At 66.1% G+C, this 17496-nt stretch carries 17 protein-coding genes; 5 read left to right on the top strand and 12 right to left on the bottom strand.

The window, feature by feature from the left end; translation table 11 throughout:
- Nucleotides 1-195: 195 nt before the first annotated feature.
- Both V3B64_RS03690 and V3B64_RS03685 read left to right on the top strand, forming a co-directional pair.
- Nucleotides 196-1632 (top strand): serine hydrolase domain-containing protein, encoded by a 1437-nt coding sequence (locus tag V3B64_RS03690; RefSeq protein ID WP_329913637.1) that lies wholly within the window; start codon nt 196-198, stop codon nt 1630-1632.
- 187 nt (nt 1633-1819) lie between these two features.
- On the top strand, nt 1820-3928 hold the full coding sequence (locus V3B64_RS03685; protein WP_329913636.1) for a TonB-dependent receptor: 2109 nt from the start codon (nt 1820-1822) through the stop codon (nt 3926-3928).
- A gap of 46 nt (nt 3929-3974) precedes the next feature.
- Here the strand turns inward: V3B64_RS03685 and V3B64_RS03680 are convergent, their stop codons facing one another.
- From V3B64_RS03680 to V3B64_RS03655, 6 genes are all read right to left on the bottom strand, one after another.
- Nucleotides 3975-4493, bottom strand: a complete 519-nt coding sequence (locus V3B64_RS03680; RefSeq protein ID WP_329913635.1) for a hypothetical protein — start codon at nt 4491-4493, stop codon at nt 3975-3977.
- Between the two features lie 13 nt (nt 4494-4506).
- Nucleotides 4507-5379 (bottom strand): hypothetical protein, encoded by an 873-nt coding sequence (locus V3B64_RS03675; protein WP_329913634.1) that lies wholly within the window; start codon nt 5377-5379, stop codon nt 4507-4509.
- Nucleotides 5379-6224 carry an energy transducer TonB gene (locus V3B64_RS03670; RefSeq protein WP_329913633.1) on the bottom strand — a complete coding sequence of 282 codons (846 nt, stop codon included), beginning with the start codon at nt 6222-6224 and terminating at the stop codon, nt 5379-5381. Before V3B64_RS03670 ends, V3B64_RS03675 begins: the two co-directional genes overlap by 1 nt.
- Nucleotides 6225-6276: 52 nt before the next feature.
- On the bottom strand, nt 6277-7056 hold the full coding sequence (locus tag V3B64_RS03665) for a hypothetical protein (protein ID WP_253144094.1): 780 nt from the start codon (nt 7054-7056) through the stop codon (nt 6277-6279).
- Between the two features lie 153 nt (nt 7057-7209).
- Entirely contained in the window at nt 7210-7593 is a 384-nt protein-coding gene (locus V3B64_RS03660) for a nuclear transport factor 2 family protein (RefSeq protein ID WP_049463189.1), read from the bottom strand.
- 52 nt (nt 7594-7645) lie between these two features.
- The gene (locus V3B64_RS03655; protein ID WP_253144092.1) at nt 7646-8221 is read right to left on the bottom strand and encodes a TetR/AcrR family transcriptional regulator; all 576 of its coding nucleotides are present in this window, start codon (nt 8219-8221) and stop codon (nt 7646-7648) included.
- A gap of 69 nt (nt 8222-8290) precedes the next feature.
- Here V3B64_RS03655 and V3B64_RS03650 point away from each other — a divergent pair, with 69 nt between their 5' ends.
- The gene (locus V3B64_RS03650; RefSeq protein ID WP_049397600.1) at nt 8291-8836 is read left to right on the top strand and encodes a thioesterase family protein; all 546 of its coding nucleotides are present in this window, start codon (nt 8291-8293) and stop codon (nt 8834-8836) included.
- A 37-nt stretch (nt 8837-8873) separates the two neighbouring features.
- Here the strand turns inward: V3B64_RS03650 and V3B64_RS03645 are convergent, their stop codons facing one another.
- Both V3B64_RS03645 and V3B64_RS03640 read right to left on the bottom strand, forming a co-directional pair.
- Complete coding sequence (locus tag V3B64_RS03645) at nt 8874-9272, bottom strand: hypothetical protein (RefSeq protein ID WP_329913632.1); 399 nt, start codon at nt 9270-9272, stop codon at nt 8874-8876.
- Nucleotides 9273-9373: 101 nt separating this feature from the next.
- Complete coding sequence (locus tag V3B64_RS03640) at nt 9374-10504, bottom strand: agmatine deiminase family protein (RefSeq protein WP_329913631.1); 1131 nt, start codon at nt 10502-10504, stop codon at nt 9374-9376.
- Nucleotides 10505-10609: 105 nt separating this feature from the next.
- Between V3B64_RS03640 and V3B64_RS03635 the strand changes: the two genes are divergently transcribed.
- Nucleotides 10610-11494 carry a LysR family transcriptional regulator gene (locus V3B64_RS03635; RefSeq protein WP_329913630.1) on the top strand — a complete coding sequence of 295 codons (885 nt, stop codon included), beginning with the start codon at nt 10610-10612 and terminating at the stop codon, nt 11492-11494.
- Here the strand turns inward: V3B64_RS03635 and V3B64_RS03630 are convergent.
- On the bottom strand, nt 11469-12257 hold the full coding sequence (locus tag V3B64_RS03630; protein ID WP_329913629.1) for an SGNH/GDSL hydrolase family protein: 789 nt from the start codon (nt 12255-12257) through the stop codon (nt 11469-11471). The two genes, V3B64_RS03635 and V3B64_RS03630, sit on opposite strands and share 26 nt — an antisense overlap.
- Nucleotides 12258-12306: 49 nt before the next feature.
- Nucleotides 12307-13272, bottom strand: coding sequence for a DUF2268 domain-containing putative Zn-dependent protease (locus V3B64_RS03625; RefSeq protein ID WP_032127700.1), 966 nt, complete (start codon nt 13270-13272; stop codon nt 12307-12309).
- Between the two features lie 138 nt (nt 13273-13410).
- On the opposite strand from V3B64_RS03625, the gene V3B64_RS03620 reads away from it, so the two are divergent.
- Nucleotides 13411-14394 (top strand): hypothetical protein, encoded by a 984-nt coding sequence (locus tag V3B64_RS03620; protein ID WP_121505172.1) that lies wholly within the window; start codon nt 13411-13413, stop codon nt 14392-14394.
- A gap of 10 nt (nt 14395-14404) precedes the next feature.
- Here the strand turns inward: V3B64_RS03620 and V3B64_RS03615 are convergent, their stop codons facing one another.
- A complete protein-coding gene (locus V3B64_RS03615) occupies nt 14405-14725 on the bottom strand; it encodes a hypothetical protein (protein WP_006376283.1) in 321 nt (106 codons plus the stop codon).
- A 216-nt stretch (nt 14726-14941) separates the two neighbouring features.
- A complete protein-coding gene (locus tag V3B64_RS03610) occupies nt 14942-17404 on the bottom strand; it encodes a prolyl oligopeptidase family serine peptidase (RefSeq protein WP_121505173.1) in 2463 nt (820 codons plus the stop codon).
- Nucleotides 17405-17496 lie beyond the last annotated feature (92 nt).

Raw genomic sequence — 17496 nt, 5'->3', positions numbered from 1 at the left:
CGGCCCCACGCAACCGGGGCTGCATCGCCCGGGCACCGGGGGCGCATCGCTGGGGGGCCGCCCCGCGGCCGCCACTACCGGAAGCGTAGGGTAGTGCCGGCCGCTGGCCGGTTCTCCCTGATGCGGGAATCAGTGCCCTTGACCCGCTCTCCCGCCGTGACCAACATGCGCCATCACCGCTGACGGATCACCGCGATGTACCGCACCTTTGCTGCTGCATTGCTCTGCGCCCTGTTCGCTGCTCCGATCGCTTCGGCGCGTGAGTCCCCTGGCGATCTTTCCAATCAGCTCGACACCCAACTGCAGGCCAACCGCGAGCGCTACGGCATCGCCGGCCAGGCGGTACTGGTCGCGCACAATGGCCAGGTGCTCTACCAGGGCGCCAGCGGCGAACGCGATCCCGCTGCCCATGTGCCTGCCACTGTCGACACCATCTTCGCCGCGCAATCCATGGCCAAGCTGCTGACCAGCACACTGGTGATGCAGCTGGTCGACCAGGGCAAGGTGGATCTGGACGCACCGGCCAGCCGTTATGTTCCGGACCTACCGACGGCATGGCAGGCGATTCACGTACGCGATTTCCTCAACCACAGCTCGGGTATCGGCGAGTATTACGACCGGGTGGACAACCGCTGGGTGAGCAAGGGCTACACCGGAGTGGCGCCTAACCTTGGCGCTGCACTGAAGGTGGCCGGCGCGACACCGATGCAGTTCGTCACCGGCAGCCGAGTGCAGTACACGCAGGCCAACTACCTGGTGCTGACCGCCTTGCTGGAAGCGCATTACCGCAAGCCCTACCCGGCCATCGCGCGCGAACGCATCCTGCTGCCATTGAAGATGACCAGTACCTCGTGGGGCATCACCAGCGTGCCGGCCACGCGCGCGGCGGTGCCTTACATCGGCAAGGACGGCCAACTGCAGCCGGCCAATGAAGACCCCTGGCCGAACTACGGTTGGGGCCACGCCGACCTGCGGACCACCGTGGGCGACATGAACCGATTCCTGCAGGCGCTGGCGACCGGCAAGCTGCTGCGCACGTCCACGCTGGAAACGCTCTGGCAGCCGCAGAAGCTGAGCGGCGGCGGCAGCAATTTCTTCTCCACCGGTTGGGACACCACTCGCAGCGACGGCTACACCCAGGTCGGCCACGATGGTGGCACCCGCGTGCGGGCACGGCTGGCCTACAAGGGCACGCTGGCCAGCGGTTACTGGGTATTCGTGTACCTGACCAACGGCAGCGCCCGCAATGTCTGGTCGAGCACGCTGGTCGAGAGCACGATGGCGGTGGCCGCGCCGGAGGAGTTCCCACATACGGTGTTGTCCGAGCGACTGATCGCGTATGCGCTGGATGACAGCGCTGGCGCGGCCGAAGCTGTGCATCGCTGGCTGCGCGACAGCAACAAGGTTGCTGCCAGTGAACTGGAACGCGCGATCAATGCCGATGGTTACGCGATCCGCGAGAGCCTCGGGGCACGCAAGGCAGTAAAGGTATTTGCTCTCAACACCGAGCGGTATCCGGATTCGGCAAATGCGTGGGACAGCCTGGCGGAATGCCATGCGGCGCTGGGTGAGAAGGAAGCGGCCGATCGGCTGTATGCAAAGGCCAAGGCGCTGGCGAAGCCGGCTCTGTAGAGTCGAGCCGTGCTCGACTCCGGGACACAGAGGCAGTCGAGCAAGGCTCGACTCTACAGAAAGCGAAAGACAGTCGAGCAAGCTCGACTCTACAAGGAGCGCGGGCGGCCATACGCCGCCGATGGGTGACGTGACGCCGCCGACCTGTTAACTTGCGCGCCACTTTCGTGGTTTACAGCATTCCCGCATGTCGCTCTCGTCGTACCGCCCCGCCCCGTCGCTGTTGTTCCTGGCCGTTTCTCTTGGCCTCTCCTCCACCGCCGCTGCGGCCCCGCAGGCCACCACGCTGGATGCGGTGCAGGTCACCGCCGCCGATGCCAGCGCCCAGGCGCGCGAGGCGCTGAAGCGCGTACCCGGCGCCAGCAACGTCATCGACGTGGCCAAGGCGGACAGCCGGCTGTCCAGCAGTGCCGATGTGCTGGCCTACCAGCCGGGCATCAGCGCGCAGTCGCCGGGCAACGAAGGCACCAAGATTTCGATCCGTGGCTCAGGCATCAACCGGGGCCCGGGCGCGCATGCCTCGGGTATTGCGGTGTCGATCGACGGCCTGCCACTGACCGGCCCGGGCGGCACGCCCTACGAGCTGCTGGAACCGCTGTGGCTGTCCCGCGTGGAAGTACTGCGCGGCGCCAACGGTTTCGAGCGTGGCGCGCTGGCACTGGGCGGTGCCATCGACTACATCAGCCGCAGCGGCCGTGATTCGGCGGGCGTGCAACTGCACTACGAAGCCGGCAGCCGTGGCTACCAGAAGCGCGGCATCAGCTGGGGCGGCGTCAATGGCGATGTCGATTACTTCCTGGCCTACACCGATACCGAATTCGACGGTTACCAGCGTCATGCGCGCGGCGACGGCAAGGGTGCGATGGCCAACATCGGCTGGCAGATCACGCCAGACCTGCAGACGCGCTTCTTCGTGCGCTACCGCGAGACCAATCACGAAACGCCCGGTCGCTTGACCCGCGATCAGATCCGCAACGATCCACGCGCCGCGAATGCCGCCAACCTGGCCATCGATGCGCGTCGCCCGCAGCCGGGCAGCACCTGGTTGGGTAACGTCACCACGTTGCAGATCGATGAGAACTCCTCGCTGCAGGCCGGGCTGGTCTACCACAAGTACCCGATGGACTTGAACGAGAGCCTGTACCGGCAGCAGCTGGACTACGCCAACCTCAACGCCACGCTGGACTACCGCCATCGCCACCGGCTGTTCGGCCTGGACAGCGAAACCACGGTCGGCCTGCGCGTCACCCACGATCTGGACGCCGATGTGCGCGAGTCGCTGCGCTTTGCCAGCAACGGCTACGCTGCCGGCACGCGCACGCGTGACTTCCGCCACCACGGCACCGACAGCACACTGCACGTCAGCAATACGCTCACCTTCAATGACCGCCTGCGCATGCAGACCGGGCTGGCGCTGATCAACACCCGTCGCGATGTGCAGGTGACCTGGCCGACCCGCGGCGGCCGCCTGCGCGACCACGACTGGGACTACGCGCCGCGACTGGGCTTCACCTGGCAGCACAGTGCGCAGACCCAGTGGTTCGGCAACCTCAGCCGTTCGGTGGAGGCACCGCACCCGTGGTCGATGATCTGGGGCTCGAACCAGTACTTCGGGCCGGGCAATGGCCCGTCTACCGGCCGCCAGCGCGCGCCGGTGCCGATGCAGAACCAGACCGCCACCACACTGGAACTGGGCGCGCGCGGTGACGCGGCGCTGGGTCGCTGGGAACTGACCGGCTACTACGCCCACGTGAACCACGAACTGCTGAGCGTCGAACTGCAACCGGTGCCGAACCTGTTCATCGCCGAGAACAACGCCAGCCCCACCGTTCACCGCGGTATCGAAGCCGGATTGGACAGCACGCTGTGGCAGGCTGCACCGGGCCGCCTGTCGCTGCGCCAGGCCTATACCTTCAGCGACTTCCGCTATCGCCACGATGCGCGTTTCGGCAGCAACCGCCTGCCCGGCCTGCCGCGCCACGCCTACCAGGCCGAGCTGCGCTTCGATCACGCGTCCGGCCTGTACGCTGCGCTCAATACCGAATACGCCTCGCGCATCGCCGTGGACTACGCCAACAGCTACTGGGCTGACAGCCATGTGATCTTCGGCAGCCGCATCGGCTACGACGCACCCGGTGGCCGCTGGCAGGCCTGGGCGGAGATGCGCAACATCGGAAATCGCCACTACGCCGCCACGGTCACGCCGGGCTACGACGACGCCGGCAAGGATGTCGCGCGCTCGACCCCGGGCGAAGGCCGTGGCGTCTATGCGGGCGTGCGCTGGCGCTTTGACTGATTGCCGCAGGCGGCGCCGGGTGTGACCCGGCGCCGTCGTTCCAGGGTCAGCCGATACGCCACGCCGGCAGGCGCTCGCTGCGCTTCCAGATGGAAGGCGCGAAGCCGATCAGCACCAGTGCCGCCAACCACTTGGGCGATGTACTCAGCAGCGTCGAACCGAGCGAGCCGTCGCCGGGTGCGAGCTGCTCCTGCCAGGGGTTGTAACCCAGGTAGAGGATGCTGCCAGCCCACCACAGCAACGCTGCGCCAATGCCCACCAGCAGCAGGGCCAGCGTGCGGCAGGTCCAGCGCTGCGAGGTGGTACCCCATTCCCGGGATGCCGCGATCAGCAGGCCCACCACCAGCAGCGACACCAGTGCCACCAGGCCGATATCGACCTTCGGTCCAATGCGCTCATAGGCGCAGGCGCGGCATTGCGCCTCTTCCGCGGCAGTGGCGGCTTCGGCGCCATCGGCCTGCCCGGCTGCGGGCTGCGCCAGTGCTGCAAACGGCAACAACACCGCCAGCAGCGTCATCATGATCCAACGAAACAACGTCCTGTTCCTGCGTGCAGCGACATCCATGCGCTCCTCCTCGTCAGTGGTTGTACGTCCAGGGCCGCAGTATGCGGCCGTCCCATACGCCGCCCAGACCCCGTTCCGGGGGTTCGGCTATCCAGCGTCCTTGTTCCCGATGCAGTACGACAAGCTCCCGGTAGACGAAATCGTCGGAACACGAAGCCCAGGCGACCGCGATCATAGCCCACTGCCCATCGACGCTGAAAACGGGCCGGGTCAGATAGGCGAAGTGGTCGTATGTCCGAGCCGGCCCATGCACCGTTGCCCTGCACCCCTGCTTCCGCAGCGCTCGAAGCCCCGCGCCGTCCATCCGCTGCGCACCGGCCAATGCGGCCGCAGGCACTGGCGTGGGACGGCGATTGGCGGGAACCAGGTCCGCCTGCAGCTGCAACCGCAGCGCATGGATGTCCGGCGGCCACCGGTCGTCCAGCGGCAGAACCAGATCGTCCACCTCCTGGCAGGTGGAGGCACAGCTACCCGGCCAGCAATAGGGCAAGGTCTGCTCCATCACGTAGATGCCCTCCCCCACCGGGCCGGTAAACTGTGGCTGCTCCTGCGGGCGCCATCGATCGACGCGCGTGGACGACGTCTGCGGTGCGGTGGGCACCTCGCTCAGCGGCGATGGCAGAACTGGTGTTGGCTGCGGCTCTGGCGGGGGTGGAAGGAGGAATGGCGGCCTCTGCCGGATCGCCAGCGCCATCGCCTCAGCCTGCATCTGCACCGTTCCCAGGTTGATCGGTGGCGGACCGATCTCCTGCTGCCACCTCGGGCGCAGGCTGCAGATTCCGGCCATGAGAGCCAAAGCCGACAGCGCCGCCGCCAGCGATGCAATGCGTCGCCAGGCGATCCGCTGTTGGCAGTCACGGTCTGGCTTGAACGAGGTATCTGTCATCACGACTCCGGCAACGCGGGCCACAGGCCGTGTCCAAAGCCCGTATAGCGGACAGGCTCCACTCGAATACGCTCCCATCCGCCCTTCCTGCGGTGCAGGAGGTAGAGGACGCGCATCGCCGTTCCTCCACTGCACAGATCCGAGGCGATCGATGCCATTGCCCAGTTCCCGTCCAGGCTGAACACAGGACGCTGCAGATAGACAACGCCCAGATCCGGATTGCCCGGTCCCCCCATGCATCCCTCGATACCGCGCGCACGCCGTCGCTGAAGCTCGTCCCACGTCATCCGTTGCGCCCGCACATGCGCAAGCTCAAACGCGAGGTCGGGTACCCGTACAGCCCGGCGGTTCGCAACCTGCAGCATCGCCTCCAAGTGCTGCTGCAGTTGAAAGGATGCCGCGCTGTCATCATCGCGCCATTCGACGGCACTGTGACGCACCTGGCAGACCGGGGCGGCTTCTCCTTCGCCGCAGGACGGCACTGTCCAGTCCATCACTGCAAATGGCGTGTCAGGCTCCCAGCTGCGCGGCTCGAAGCGTGCAGGCTCGACGTCTTGCAGTGGCACCTCCGCGGTCGCGAACCCACTGTTGCCGGTCAGCATCGAGGAGGAGACTGCCTTCATTGGAATCGGTGGTACTGGCGGCTTTCCTGGCGGTGTCGGTCGCAGGTCGATGAGCTCTGCCATCACCTCGGCCTGCATCCGTGCCGTTCCCAGATTGATCGGAGGCGGGCTGACATCCTGCCGCCACTGCGGGCGCACGCTGGCCATCAGCGCTGCGCCAGCAGCCACGAACAGGACGACCGCTGTCGTCAGGATGCGCTTCCGTGCAATGCGCTGTCGCATGAAGCTCCTCGAAGAAATGAAGCAGGTTGGGATATCGGCCGGGAACGTGGCGCTACACTGCTTGAATGACCTGCAGCAGGTGGGTCGCTCCTGGAGCCAGCGTCTGCGCAAGCCAACCCAGCACAGCAAAGAACAGCAGCAGGCCGAGCAGCGGCCAGATCGTGTGCGTCACGCATACCCGCCACCATCCCTGCTCCTGCATGCCCTGCATGCGCCGGTACAGGCCTCCGGCGATGGCCGCGTCCACCAGCAGCTCAGCCATCAGCACTGGCGCCGACCACACAACCCACACGCTGGCCAGCAGAACGGTCGCCAGCAGCGCGACGAGGCCGAGGATCGCGAGCAACGGCAGGCCCGCTTCGTCTTCGGCCAGGCCGGTCAATGGCAGCTCACCGGCATCGTCGCCGCTGACCCGCGCCGACTCATTCCACGAAGCTGACGCGCCGCCACCTCCAGAACGGCCACCGACGCCGCTCCACGGTGATTCCAAGGCACTTCCACGAGGCGATGGGCTACCACTGCCCACATCCGGCGACAGGCCATCCAGCACGTTGTCCCAGCGCCAGCGGATCCAGATCCACATCAGCAGCAGGAATACGCCATAAGCCAGCAGCACGGCCATCGGGTAGCGCAGCAGCATCGCGTCGATACCGGCCAGACGCAGCAGGTGCGAGGCGAGGAAACCGGCCGCACCGGTCAGGGCCACGATCAGCGCCATCTGCAGGCGCGGCCAGCCGAGCTGCTGCAGATGCTGCCGCGCGCGCACGACTTCACTGCCGCGATTAGCCGGCAGCTTCAATGGGCTGCGTGTAAAGAAACGGGTGCGTTTCATCGGCGCCGCTGGATGCCGCAGATCGTGCAGCGTGGAAGCTCGAAAACCTGATACTGCATGCGGACATCCTTGCCGGGCACGCGTAAGCGGTGGTGGGCGGATTCTACCGCGGGCAGGTCCGCTGTCCAGACGGCGGACCTGTGCCATCGATCTTCAGCTGCGGTCGATGATCCGCACGATGCGACCGTCCTCAAAAGCGAACTCGCTGCGTCCCTGCAGGGCCAGTTCCGTGCCCGCACTGGGACCATCGGGAATGTCCTGCGCGAACACGCCACGCCAGCCGATCCTGGCCAGCGCCATGCCATCCTCGAAGGTCAACTCGAGCAACCGCTGCTCGCGCTCGCGGAACAACGGCGCCGATTGCCGTGCCAGTTCGCCGAAGGCATCGATGCCTTCGGTGACCATCGTCAGCTGGCTGCCGCTGTGGTTCTCGAAACGCACGTTATGCGCCAGCACCGCCAGCATGGCGTCGATGTCGAAGCGGTTGTAGGCCTGCAGGTAGTGCTCGATCAGGTGACGGCAGTGCGATTCGTCCATGGCGGCGTCCAGTCAGGGCCTGCGCCGAGTCTCCCGCGACCGTGCCGCCGGATCAAGGCCGCGCGGCGGCCTTCAGCAACTGCGCGGCCACCTGGTCGAACGGGGCGATGTCCTGCAGTGCGCGGCTCATCGCCACCGCACCTTCCACGCTGGCAATCACCAGACTGGCCAGCCCACCTGCGGCGGCCGGATCGTGTCCGTCGGCGACGAACGCTGCGGCCAGATGGCCGTGCCAGCGCGCGAATACCTCTGCAGCTGCCGCGCGCGGCTGGCTGTGCACCGCGTCAACCGGCTCCTCCACCGCAGCGGCCAACACCGGGCAGCCGGCGCGGAAATCCGTGCGCAGCAGGCGCTCGCGCCACATCGTCAGGAACTGCTGCAGGCCCTGCACCGCCCCGCCCTTCAGCAGCTCCACCAGCAACGCTTCGACCTTGTCGCCGGCCATATGGGTGGCACGCGCCAACAGCTCCTGCTTGCCGCCGGGAAAGTGGTGATAGGTGGAGCCCAGCGGTGCCTCGGCCAGCTTGGTGACCTCACGGATGCTGGTGGCATTGAGACCCACGCGCGCCAGCATCTGTGCCGCAGCATCAATCACGCGTTGTGGCGCATCAGAGGGACGCGGGCTCACGGGAGGCTCCTTGCCAGGACAGTCGTCATAGATTAGCGTACCGGCGACTCTATAACAGTCGTCATAACCATGAATCTCTGGTTCCGCCTGCTCCACCTGCTCCTGTGCAGCCTGTTCCGGCCCAAGCTGGAGGCCCCGTTCGGGGTCTCGCGGCTGCAGTTCCGGGTACTGCCCAATGACCTGGACAGCAACCTGCACATGACCAACGGCCGCTACTGGAACATCTTCGACCTGGGCCGGCTGGACCTGATCCTGCGCATGGGCCTGGGCCGGGTGGCGCTGCGCGAGAAGTGGGCACCGATCGTCGGCGCCGGCACCATCCAGTTCCGCCGCGAGCTGAAGCCGTTCCAGCGCTTCACCCTGGAAACGCGGCTGGTCGGCTGGGTCGGCTCGCGCGGGATCATGGAACAACGCGTACTGATCGGGCCCGAGCAGAAGATCGCCACCCGTGCGCTGCTGGTCACCGGCATCTACGACCGCCGCGCGCGGCAGTTCCTGGGCATGCCGAAGATGATGGAAGCGATCGGCGTGGTCGCCCCGCCGTCGCCGCCGCTCAGTGCAGCCGCCGAGGCGCTGCTGGCTGCCGATGCCGCATTGAAGCAGGACGACGCCTGAGCGGGCTGGATGTGCGCGCCATGCAGGTGCTGCCGCCTCAGCCCAGCAGCCGCAAAACTCCGACCACACCACAGGCGACGCCTGCCAGCAGGATCGAGTAGATCAACCACACCGGCCCACCCTGCGAATAGCCGAAGATCACCCATGCCTCACGGATCGGACGGCGGGTCATCCAGGGAATCAGCAGCAGCGCCAACAGCGGCAGACCGCAACTCATGCCGGCTGCCAGCAGCAATGGAAGTGAATCTGTACTGGCGTAGTGACCCAACGGCCAGATCAACAGGCCGCTGATCAACCCGAGCAGGAAAAGCGCGTTTGCACTCCAGATGGAAGCGCGATGGCGGCGTCGCAGGTAGACCAGACTACGGCCGCGGTAGTGACTGGGAAGTCGACCGGCAGCTCGCCGTGCAATCATCGTGGCGATACTGCCGCCCACCAATCCACTCCATATGCCCGTATCCAGATCCATCTGCTCCCCCGAGCATGTGTACCTGGAGCATCATGACATGACCTCCGGCGCGTCAACGCAACAGTGGACTACACCTTCGGCATGTTCTTGGTCACGCAATGGATGCCGCCACCGCCACCGGCGATGGCATCGATATCCACCTGCTCGATCACGCGGCCGGGATACATGTCTTCCAGCAGTTCACGGCAGTAGCCATCGGCTGCGTCGTCTCCGAACTGCGGCGCGACCACGGCGCCGTTGATCGGCAGGTAGTTGATGTAGCCCATCGCCAGATCGTCGTTGTCGCGCGTATGCACGTTGTCGCGTCGGTCCAGCGGCGGCGGCAGCGTATGCACCTGCAAGCGACGGCCATCGGCATCGGTGGCCCCGCGCAGGATCTGCAGGTGCTCGCGGGTCAGATCGTAATCGTAGGACTCCGGATCGTTGTCCAGATTGGCGATCACCACGCCCGGGCGTACGAAGCGCGCATAGAAGTCCACGTGCGCATCGGTGATGTCCTTGCCGGCGATGCCGGGCAGCCAGATCACCTTGCGCAGGCCCAGGTGATGCTTCAGCTCGGCCTCGATATCCGCGCGCGACCAGTCCGGATTGCGGTTGCGGTTGACCCAGCAGCTTTCGGTGAGGATGGCCGTGCCATGGCCATCGACTTCGATGCCACCGCCCTCGCCCACCAGATCGCTTTCCAGCAGCGTCGCGCCAGTCACCTGCGCCAGCCACGGCGCCACCGCGCCATCGTTGCGCGCGCTCTGCTTGCCGCCCCAGCCATTGAAGTTGAAGTCGACCAGGCCCAGCCCGCCCTGGCCATCGGTGACGAAGCACCCACCATAGTCGCGCACCCAGATGTCATCCAGCGGCACCTCGAGGAACTCGATGTTGTCGCGGCCACAGCGATCCTGCGCCTGCTTCAACTGCGCCGGGCGGCACAGCACGCTGACCGGCTGGTGGCGCGCGATGGTACGGGCCAACCGCGCCACGGCGGTGTTCACCGCATCGGCTTGCGCGCCCCACACCCGCGGCTGCGCGGCGAAGGCAAGGAACACGCGTTCCTGTGGGCCGTGCTCGTCCGGCATGCGCCAAGTCCCCGCACCTGGCCCTGCTGCAGCCAAGCGACCCGGCAGCCCGGCCAGGCCCAGAGCAGCCAGGCCGCCAAGACCGGCGGCGCCCGCCAGCTGGGTGAGGAAGTGACGACGGTTGCTCATGACAGGCTCCATGGCCGGTGTGGGATGGGCGCTATGCTGCGCTTGCCGACACATAAGAACAAACGATAGATTCAGCCATCAATTGAACAGTTTTACTTATCTGAAATGCTCAAGCACTGGCCACCACTGAACGCGCTACGGGGTTTCGAGGCTGCCGCCCGGCTCGGCAGTTTCCACCGTGCGGCGGAGGAACTGCACCTGACCCAGTCGGCCATCAGCCAGCAGATCCGGGGCCTGGAAGCGTCGCTGCAGCAACCGTTGTTCTTCCGGCAGGGCCGCAGCGTCACCCTCACCGATGCCGGCATCGACCTGCTGGAAACAACGCAGGCGCTGCTGCGGCAGCTGGCCAGCGGCATCCGCCGGCTCGATCAGTACCGCAAGCCCAATCAACTGATCGTCAACACCAGCCCGGCCTTCGCCCGCCATTGGCTGGTGCCACGCCTGGCCGGGTTCCACCGCCTGCATCCCGACGCCGACCTATGGCTGCTGACCAGCGAGGAAGCACCAGACATGACCACGCAGACGCTGGACGTGGCGGTGCGTGATGACCTCGACTCACAGGCGCAGTGCCAGCATCGCGTGCTGCTGCAGGACCGCCTCTATCCGGCCTGCCATCCGGCCCTGCTCGCCACACCGGCGCACGAACGCCTCACCCTGCATGGCGAGCGCGAGATGGACTGGAGCCAATGGCAGGTGCAGGGTGGCGCCGATGTCGGCCAGCGCCGCGAGGGAATGAATTTCTCCGAGCCCGGGCAGTTGCTGGATGCCACGTGCCAAGGGCTGGGTATCGCCTTGGTCAGCGAGCTGCTGGCAGCCCGAGCCTGCGAACAAGGCCTGCTGCAACCATTGGATGATGCACGCGTGCGCGGCCCCCGCTGGAGTTGGCTGGTACATGAGGAGAGTGCAACCGATCCGCTGCTGATCAGTTTCTGCGAGTGGCTGCTGGCAAGCCTGCCCGGCGGAGCTACTTCTGCTGCAGCGCGCGCTTGACCGCCGCCTCGGCCAACGGCGCCATCACCGCATAGCCCTTCGCCGTAGGATGCACGCCGTCCTCCGCCAACTGCGGGTCCAGTCCGCCGATCGCATTGGCCATCGGCGTGTAGTAGTCCAGATAGACCAGTTGCTGCGCCTCGGCGTAGCGCTTCAATGCCGTGTTCAATGCACGCACCTTGGGCGCAGGTGCTGTGCCCGGCAGCCACGGGTAATCGCTGACCGGCAGCACTGATGCCAGCACTACGGCGATGCCATGTGCACGGGCCAGGTCCACCATCGCGTGCAGGTTGTCTTCGATCATCGCCTGCGTGGACGGGCCGGTGTTGCCTGCAATGTCGTTGGTGCCGGCCAGGATCACCACCACCTGTGGCTTCAGTGCCAGCACGTCCTGCGGGAAACGCACCAGCATCTGCGCCGTGGTCTGGCCGCTGATGCCGCGGTTGAGCCAGCCCTTGCCGGGGAAGAAACCGGCACTGCCTTCCCTGCCCCAGCCCTCGGTGATGGAGTCACCGAAGAACACCACGCGCGGCTGGCCGGGCACCGCATCAGGTAGGCGCGCATTGGCATCACGATAGCGTTGCAGCTCCGGCCAATCGGCCAGGCGCTGCTGCATGAAGCGCACTTCGTCGGGGCGTAGCTGATCGATGGGCGTCTGCAGCAGCGGGTTGACTGCGACGGCCTCAGCGGCGCCCAGCGGAGAAGCCAACGCGAGGCCCAACGCCACGACAGTGGCAGTGGCAAGCTCAACAGGTCCACGCATGCGGGTACTCCTGAAATCATCTTCAGCAGTCTAACGCCCCACCCTGTGCTCAGCGTGCAGCCGTACGCGCCGCCACACCCGTGACTTTCGCCGGCATCCACATACCCGGCGTCCAGCCGCTGGCGGCCAGGATCGCCTTCGGGTTGTCCTGCTGGATCAGCGCACGCACCGCGTCACGCTTGTTCTTGGCCTGCAGGTAATAGGCCTTGGCGATGCGGTATCCCACCCAGTACCCGAGGTCATAGGGCTCCTGCGAACCGGGCTTGTAGTTGTACAGCCACGGCGACAGATCGGTGCTGTCCAGATCCAGCGCGAATGCGCTTTCGATATGCACTTCCCGACCACGGGTCCAGGCCGCATGGCGCCCGTTGCCGACGTTGCCGGAAATCAGTTCGGCGATGAACTCAGCAATGCCCTCGCCCAACGAAACACGCAGCACCGTCGCATGCGGGTCGCCCGGCTCGAAGTCGGTCAGGCCGGTCTGCTGGATGTGCACGTACTCGTGCGCGATCACATGCACGAAGCGGTCCTGCACATTGGGATTCATGAAATCGGCTGCGCACAGCGCTTCCAGGCCGATGATCACGCCGCTTTTCGAGGTCAACCCTACCGGACGACCACGGCCGACGGCGATGGTCACCGGCGGAAACGCAGCCTGCGGATAGATGGCCTGCAGGTTGGAAAACACCTGCGTCAGACGTTGTTTCACCGCCGGCAGTTCGGCAAGGCAGCTTCGCCCCTGCACATACAGCTCCGGCTGGCTGGCGATGGACTCGGCAATGCGCTCGGGGGTGACCCGGCGCGCCTTGGCCAGCTCGGCCAGGCCCGCCGAACCCTCGGCCATGTAGCCACGCAACTGCGCAACGCTGGGTTTGCCACCTGCGTTGTCGTACAGCGCGTAGAAGCGGCTGACATCGTCAGTGACAATCTGCGGCCCGGCCGGTGCCGCCGCCGTGGCCATGCCAACCACCCCGGCACAGGCCAGGGCCAACAGGCCGCGCAGGATCATGGACATCGCTCCGTCCTTGGTGGAGTGCATGCGAAGCGCGCAATCTATCACTCCGGCCCGGCCGCCGCAGCAAGCAGATGCGGGCACCCCGGCGCTGTGCCAGACTCGCGTTGGCACCTGCCACGGAAGATAGAGCACCCCGCGATGATGATCGTTCCCGCCTACTGGGCCGAAGCCCGCCTGCAGGCCCGTTTCCGTGGCCGGCCGGTGGTGGTGCGCCGCTTCGGCTGGTCCGACGAAGGCCCTGCCGAGGCGCAGGTGCACGCCGACCGCCGCGCCAATGAAGCCCTCAATGCCATCCTCGCCGGACAGGTGCTGCCGCGTCGCGAAGTGCGCAGCAACTATGGCGTGGAAGGCGTGCCGATCCGCGAGCAGATCGTGCAGCGCGACGGCGACGTCATCATCACCCGCAACAGCTATGGCGCACTGTGCCTCAACAGCCCGGACGTACTGTTCGCCGACATCGACCATGCGCAGCCGCCAGCCGGCTGCGTGATGCCAGCCATCGTTGCGGCGGTCGTGCTGCTTGCCGGCGCCGTCACCGGCACGCTGCTGTGGCATTGGCTGGTGGGACTGGTGCTGGGCGTGGCGGCGGTGGTTCTGGTCAATGCGGCATTGCTGATGCGCCGCAGGCAGCGGCTGGCCGCCGCCGGGGGCGCCGAGGGGTTGGCGCTGCGACGCGTGGAAGCCTTCAGCGAACAACACCCCCACTGGCATCTGCGCGCCTACCGGACGCCTGCGGGACTGCGCGTACTGGCGATGCATGCCACGTTCTCCCCGGAGGACGAGCAGCTGCAGGCATTCTTCAAGGCACTGGGCACCGATACCCTGTACGCGCGCATGTGCCGGCTGCAGCATTGCTTCCGTGCGCGACTGACACCGAAGCCGTGGCGCGTCGGCCTGAAGTACCGCATCCGCCCGCCAGTGGCCGCGTGGTCATCCGAACAGGCCAACAATCCGGATCGATTGGCCTGGATTGCCGAGTACGAAAAGAAGAGCGCCGGCTTCGCAGCCTGCGCTTATCTACGCAGTTTCGGCGATACCACCCGGGTGCATGCCAAGGCCGAGCACGTGCGCGACCTGCATGACGGGTTATCCCACGCGCAGGACCGCCTACCGCTGGCGTGAGGGCGGGTGCTCAGTCAGCGCTCTGCACGAACGGCTGCCCTGCCAGGGTAGTGCCCAGCCGCACCGCGATCTGTTGACCGTCCTTTTCGAAGGTCGTCGCACACTGCTTTCCGTCCTTCTGGCATCCGACTTCCGGAAAGCCCTCCAGCGACTCCGGCGCGCCCTGCGCAGGTTTCGCCTGCCAGCCTGCAGCATCCAGCAGGCGCTTGGCCTTGGCGTAAGGCATGCCGGCGACAATGCCCAATTGCGTCAGCTCAGCAGGAAACGACTGAGCATATGCCGTTGAAACCAGGGCCAACGACAACGTTGCAGCAAGGAGAATGGCTTTCATTGCACCGACCTGGAACGAGCGATCAGGTTCAGCCTAGACCATTTGCGTGGCATGCGAATGTGCCGGTAACACGTCGTTACCGAGTCTCCACAGTTGATTGCAGAGCACGTGCATCTGTTTACATGCGAACAGCAGCCGAGCATGGGCGCGGCTCTACAGGATGCAGGAAGGCCGCCCGAAGGCGGCCTCGTGCAAAGCAGTCGAGCTCGCTCGACGCTACTTGGCGTTCTTCACGTAGGTGTCGAACCAGTTCAGCATCTCCGACACCAGCTGCTCGTTGGACTCCAGCGCGGTGTACCAGTGCGGTTCGTTCGGCAGCATCACCAGGCGGGTGGTACCGCCGTTGCCACGAATGGCCTGGTACAGCTTGCGCGACTGGAACGGTTCGGTGCCCGGGTTGGCATCGTCCTCACCGTGCACCAGCAGCAGCGGCAGCTTGATCTTGTCGGCATAGAAGAACGGCGAGGCCTTCAGGTACACGTCCTGCGCCTGCCATACCGAGCGACGCTCGTTCTGGAAGCCGAACGGGGTAAAGGTCTTGTTGTACGAACCGCTGGTCGCCACACCGGCCTTGAACAGGTTGGTGTGCGCGATCAGGTTGGCGGTCATCAGGCCGCCATGGCTGTGACCGGTCACGCCGATGCGGTTGCGGTCGACCACGCCCATGTCCACGGCCTTGTCCACCGCTGCCTTGGCGTCGGCTTCCAGCTGCTCCAGGTAGGTGTCGTAGGCGTTCTTCGGGTCACCCACGATCGGGAACGAGGCATTGTCGATGATCGCGTAGCCGGCCAGCAGCATCAGGCGGTACGGCTGCAGGCGGGTGAAGGTCTGCTGCGAACCGGACACCTGGCCGGCCTGCGCAGCATTGGCGAAGTCGGCCGGGTAGGCGTACAGGATCGCCGGCACGCGCTGGCCTTCCTTGTAGCCCGGCGGCGTATACAGGGTGAACGACAGGTCCACGCCGTCGGCACGCTTGTAGGTCACCAGCTGCTTCTTGATCTGGCGCACTTCCGGGGTCGGGTCGACCAGCTTGGTCAGCGCGGTCGTGGTCGACGCGAACTGTGCCTCGCCGGTCTTCGCATCAGCCACTGCCTCACCCTGCTGGCGGATGAAGGCGTTCGGCGGATCGATCACCGACTGGTGCCAGGTCAGGTAGCGCCCCGGCGTGTTGCTGAAGCCGAGGAACTGTTCGTAGGCGTCGGCACTGCTACGGAACAGGCGCTCGCTCTTCAGCGTGCCCAGGTCCAGGCGGTCGAGGAACGGACGATCGCCCTGCGGCGAGGCGCCACGGCCGCTGAGGAACACGTGGTTGCCCTCACGGCGCACGACCTGCGCACCATTCGGCAGACGGGTGAACACCAGGTTGCCGGGATTGCCGTACAGCTCATCGCTGGACATGTCCCACAGCAGGCGGCCTTCCTTCTTCGGCTGGTCCACATCGACGATGCGGGTCTGCATCCAGTGGCGGTTCTCGTCGTTCTCGTACTGGAAGGCTACGGCCGGATCGGCGGTCCACGCAAACCCTTCAAAACGCTGCGCGGTACGGGTGATTTCGGTCGGCTTGCCGTTGAACGGGGCCTTCAGCATCAGCACGCGGTCACGGTGCGGCACGCTGACCTTCCAGTCGCCCTTGTCCAGCGCTTCGGCATAGACCAGGGTCGCCGGATCGGTGGCTCGCCAGTCAAAACCGCGCGGGCCTTCCGGTACGCCGTGCACCGGCACGCGATCCGCAAGCGGCAGGCTGGCGATCGGCGTGCTGCGGCCATTGCTCACGTCCAGCACCGCCACATCATTGGCGAAGCGCTGGTAGGTCACCGCATGTGAGTACGGCGCCTTGATCGATTCGGTCAGCACGTGCACGCCATCGGGCGCGGCGCTGACCTCATTGAACAGCGCAGGCTGCCCGACCGGGCGCACGCTGCCCGCGGCGGTATCGACCACGGCCAGCTGTGAGGCACCGTAGTAGGCGAACAGCTTCTCGTCATGCACGCTGGTCAGCGTGTCGCGAGCTTCATAGGTGCTGCTCTCGCCGCTGCTGCCCAGCGACTCCTGCGCATCCGGACCGGTCGGCACGCCGCCGTTGGACGGCGCCGGACCCTGATTGGCCGGCACCAGTTTCACCAGCAGGTTCTGGCTGCCACCCAGCCACTGAACGGTGTAGCCGAAGATCGGATTCAGCTGTACGTTCGGCACCTGCTTCACCTGGCCGGTGGCCGCATCGCCCACCCACAGCTGCACGCTGGTATCGACCGCATTCTGGAAGGCAAAGTGGCTGCCATCGGCCGACCACAGCGCGCCAGTGGCGCAGCCCTGCGGCAGGTTGACCTGGGTCTCCTTGCCGCTGCCGATATCGACCAGGGTGAAGTCGGCCACGCAGGCCGGAATACCGTAGCCGCCGGGGGTGTCATGCCGACTGCGGTTCTTCGGCTCCAGGCGCACGCCGGCCAGCTTCAGGTACGGCTGGGCGACGCGGCTGATCGACGGGTAGGTCTGCGCGGTGGTCAGCAGCAGGCGCTGGCCGCCCGGGGCCACGTTCGGCGCCGGCGGCGGCGGTGCCTTCAGCACCTTGAGCAGGTGCTCCGGCGGCTTCGCGTAATCGGCAAGCGCCGGGCCAGCGGCCAGCAGGCCGACGGTGGCAACGGCAACTGCCGCTGCCAGAGAGGTTTGACGGATCAGCATCCTTATCCCCTGGGGTGTGAATGGGTACCCGGAATCGGGCATGGCCCCGAATCTAGCACCGCAGGAGTTGTCGTGAATGGGCCGGAAGGGCT

It is taken from the genome of Stenotrophomonas sp. SMYL86 (assembly GCF_036320025.1).
In the GTDB taxonomy this organism is placed as follows: domain Bacteria; phylum Pseudomonadota; class Gammaproteobacteria; order Xanthomonadales; family Xanthomonadaceae; genus Stenotrophomonas; species Stenotrophomonas maltophilia_A.
This window is presented reverse-complemented; position numbering and strand designations above follow the sequence as displayed.

Excerpts from the sequence above, each read along its gene's own strand:
- V3B64_RS03615 (WP_006376283.1), bottom strand. The coding sequence starts at position 14,725 with ATGAAAGCCATTCTCCTTGCTGCAACGTTGTCGTTGGCCCTGGTTTCA.
- V3B64_RS03610 (WP_121505173.1), bottom strand. The coding sequence starts at position 17,404 with ATGCTGATCCGTCAAACCTCTCTGGCAGCGGCAGTTGCCGTTGCCACC.
- V3B64_RS03670 (WP_329913633.1), bottom strand. The coding sequence starts at position 6,224 with ATGCGACAGCGCATTGCACGGAAGCGCATCCTGACGACAGCGGTCGTC.
- V3B64_RS03620 (WP_121505172.1), top strand. The coding sequence starts at position 13,411 with ATGATGATCGTTCCCGCCTACTGGGCCGAAGCCCGCCTGCAGGCCCGT.
- V3B64_RS03630 (WP_329913629.1), bottom strand. The coding sequence starts at position 12,257 with ATGCGTGGACCTGTTGAGCTTGCCACTGCCACTGTCGTGGCGTTGGGC.
- V3B64_RS03680 (WP_329913635.1), bottom strand. The coding sequence starts at position 4,493 with ATGGATGTCGCTGCACGCAGGAACAGGACGTTGTTTCGTTGGATCATG.
- V3B64_RS03675 (WP_329913634.1), bottom strand. The coding sequence starts at position 5,379 with ATGACAGATACCTCGTTCAAGCCAGACCGTGACTGCCAACAGCGGATC.
- V3B64_RS03665 (WP_253144094.1), bottom strand. The coding sequence starts at position 7,056 with ATGAAACGCACCCGTTTCTTTACACGCAGCCCATTGAAGCTGCCGGCT.
- V3B64_RS03625 (WP_032127700.1), bottom strand. The coding sequence starts at position 13,272 with ATGTCCATGATCCTGCGCGGCCTGTTGGCCCTGGCCTGTGCCGGGGTG.
- V3B64_RS03690 (WP_329913637.1), top strand. The coding sequence starts at position 196 with ATGTACCGCACCTTTGCTGCTGCATTGCTCTGCGCCCTGTTCGCTGCT.
- V3B64_RS03685 (WP_329913636.1), top strand. The coding sequence starts at position 1,820 with ATGTCGCTCTCGTCGTACCGCCCCGCCCCGTCGCTGTTGTTCCTGGCC.
- V3B64_RS03640 (WP_329913631.1), bottom strand. The coding sequence starts at position 10,504 with ATGAGCAACCGTCGTCACTTCCTCACCCAGCTGGCGGGCGCCGCCGGT.
- V3B64_RS03650 (WP_049397600.1), top strand. The coding sequence starts at position 8,291 with ATGAATCTCTGGTTCCGCCTGCTCCACCTGCTCCTGTGCAGCCTGTTC.
- V3B64_RS03635 (WP_329913630.1), top strand. The coding sequence starts at position 10,610 with ATGCTCAAGCACTGGCCACCACTGAACGCGCTACGGGGTTTCGAGGCT.
- V3B64_RS03660 (WP_049463189.1), bottom strand. The coding sequence starts at position 7,593 with ATGGACGAATCGCACTGCCGTCACCTGATCGAGCACTACCTGCAGGCC.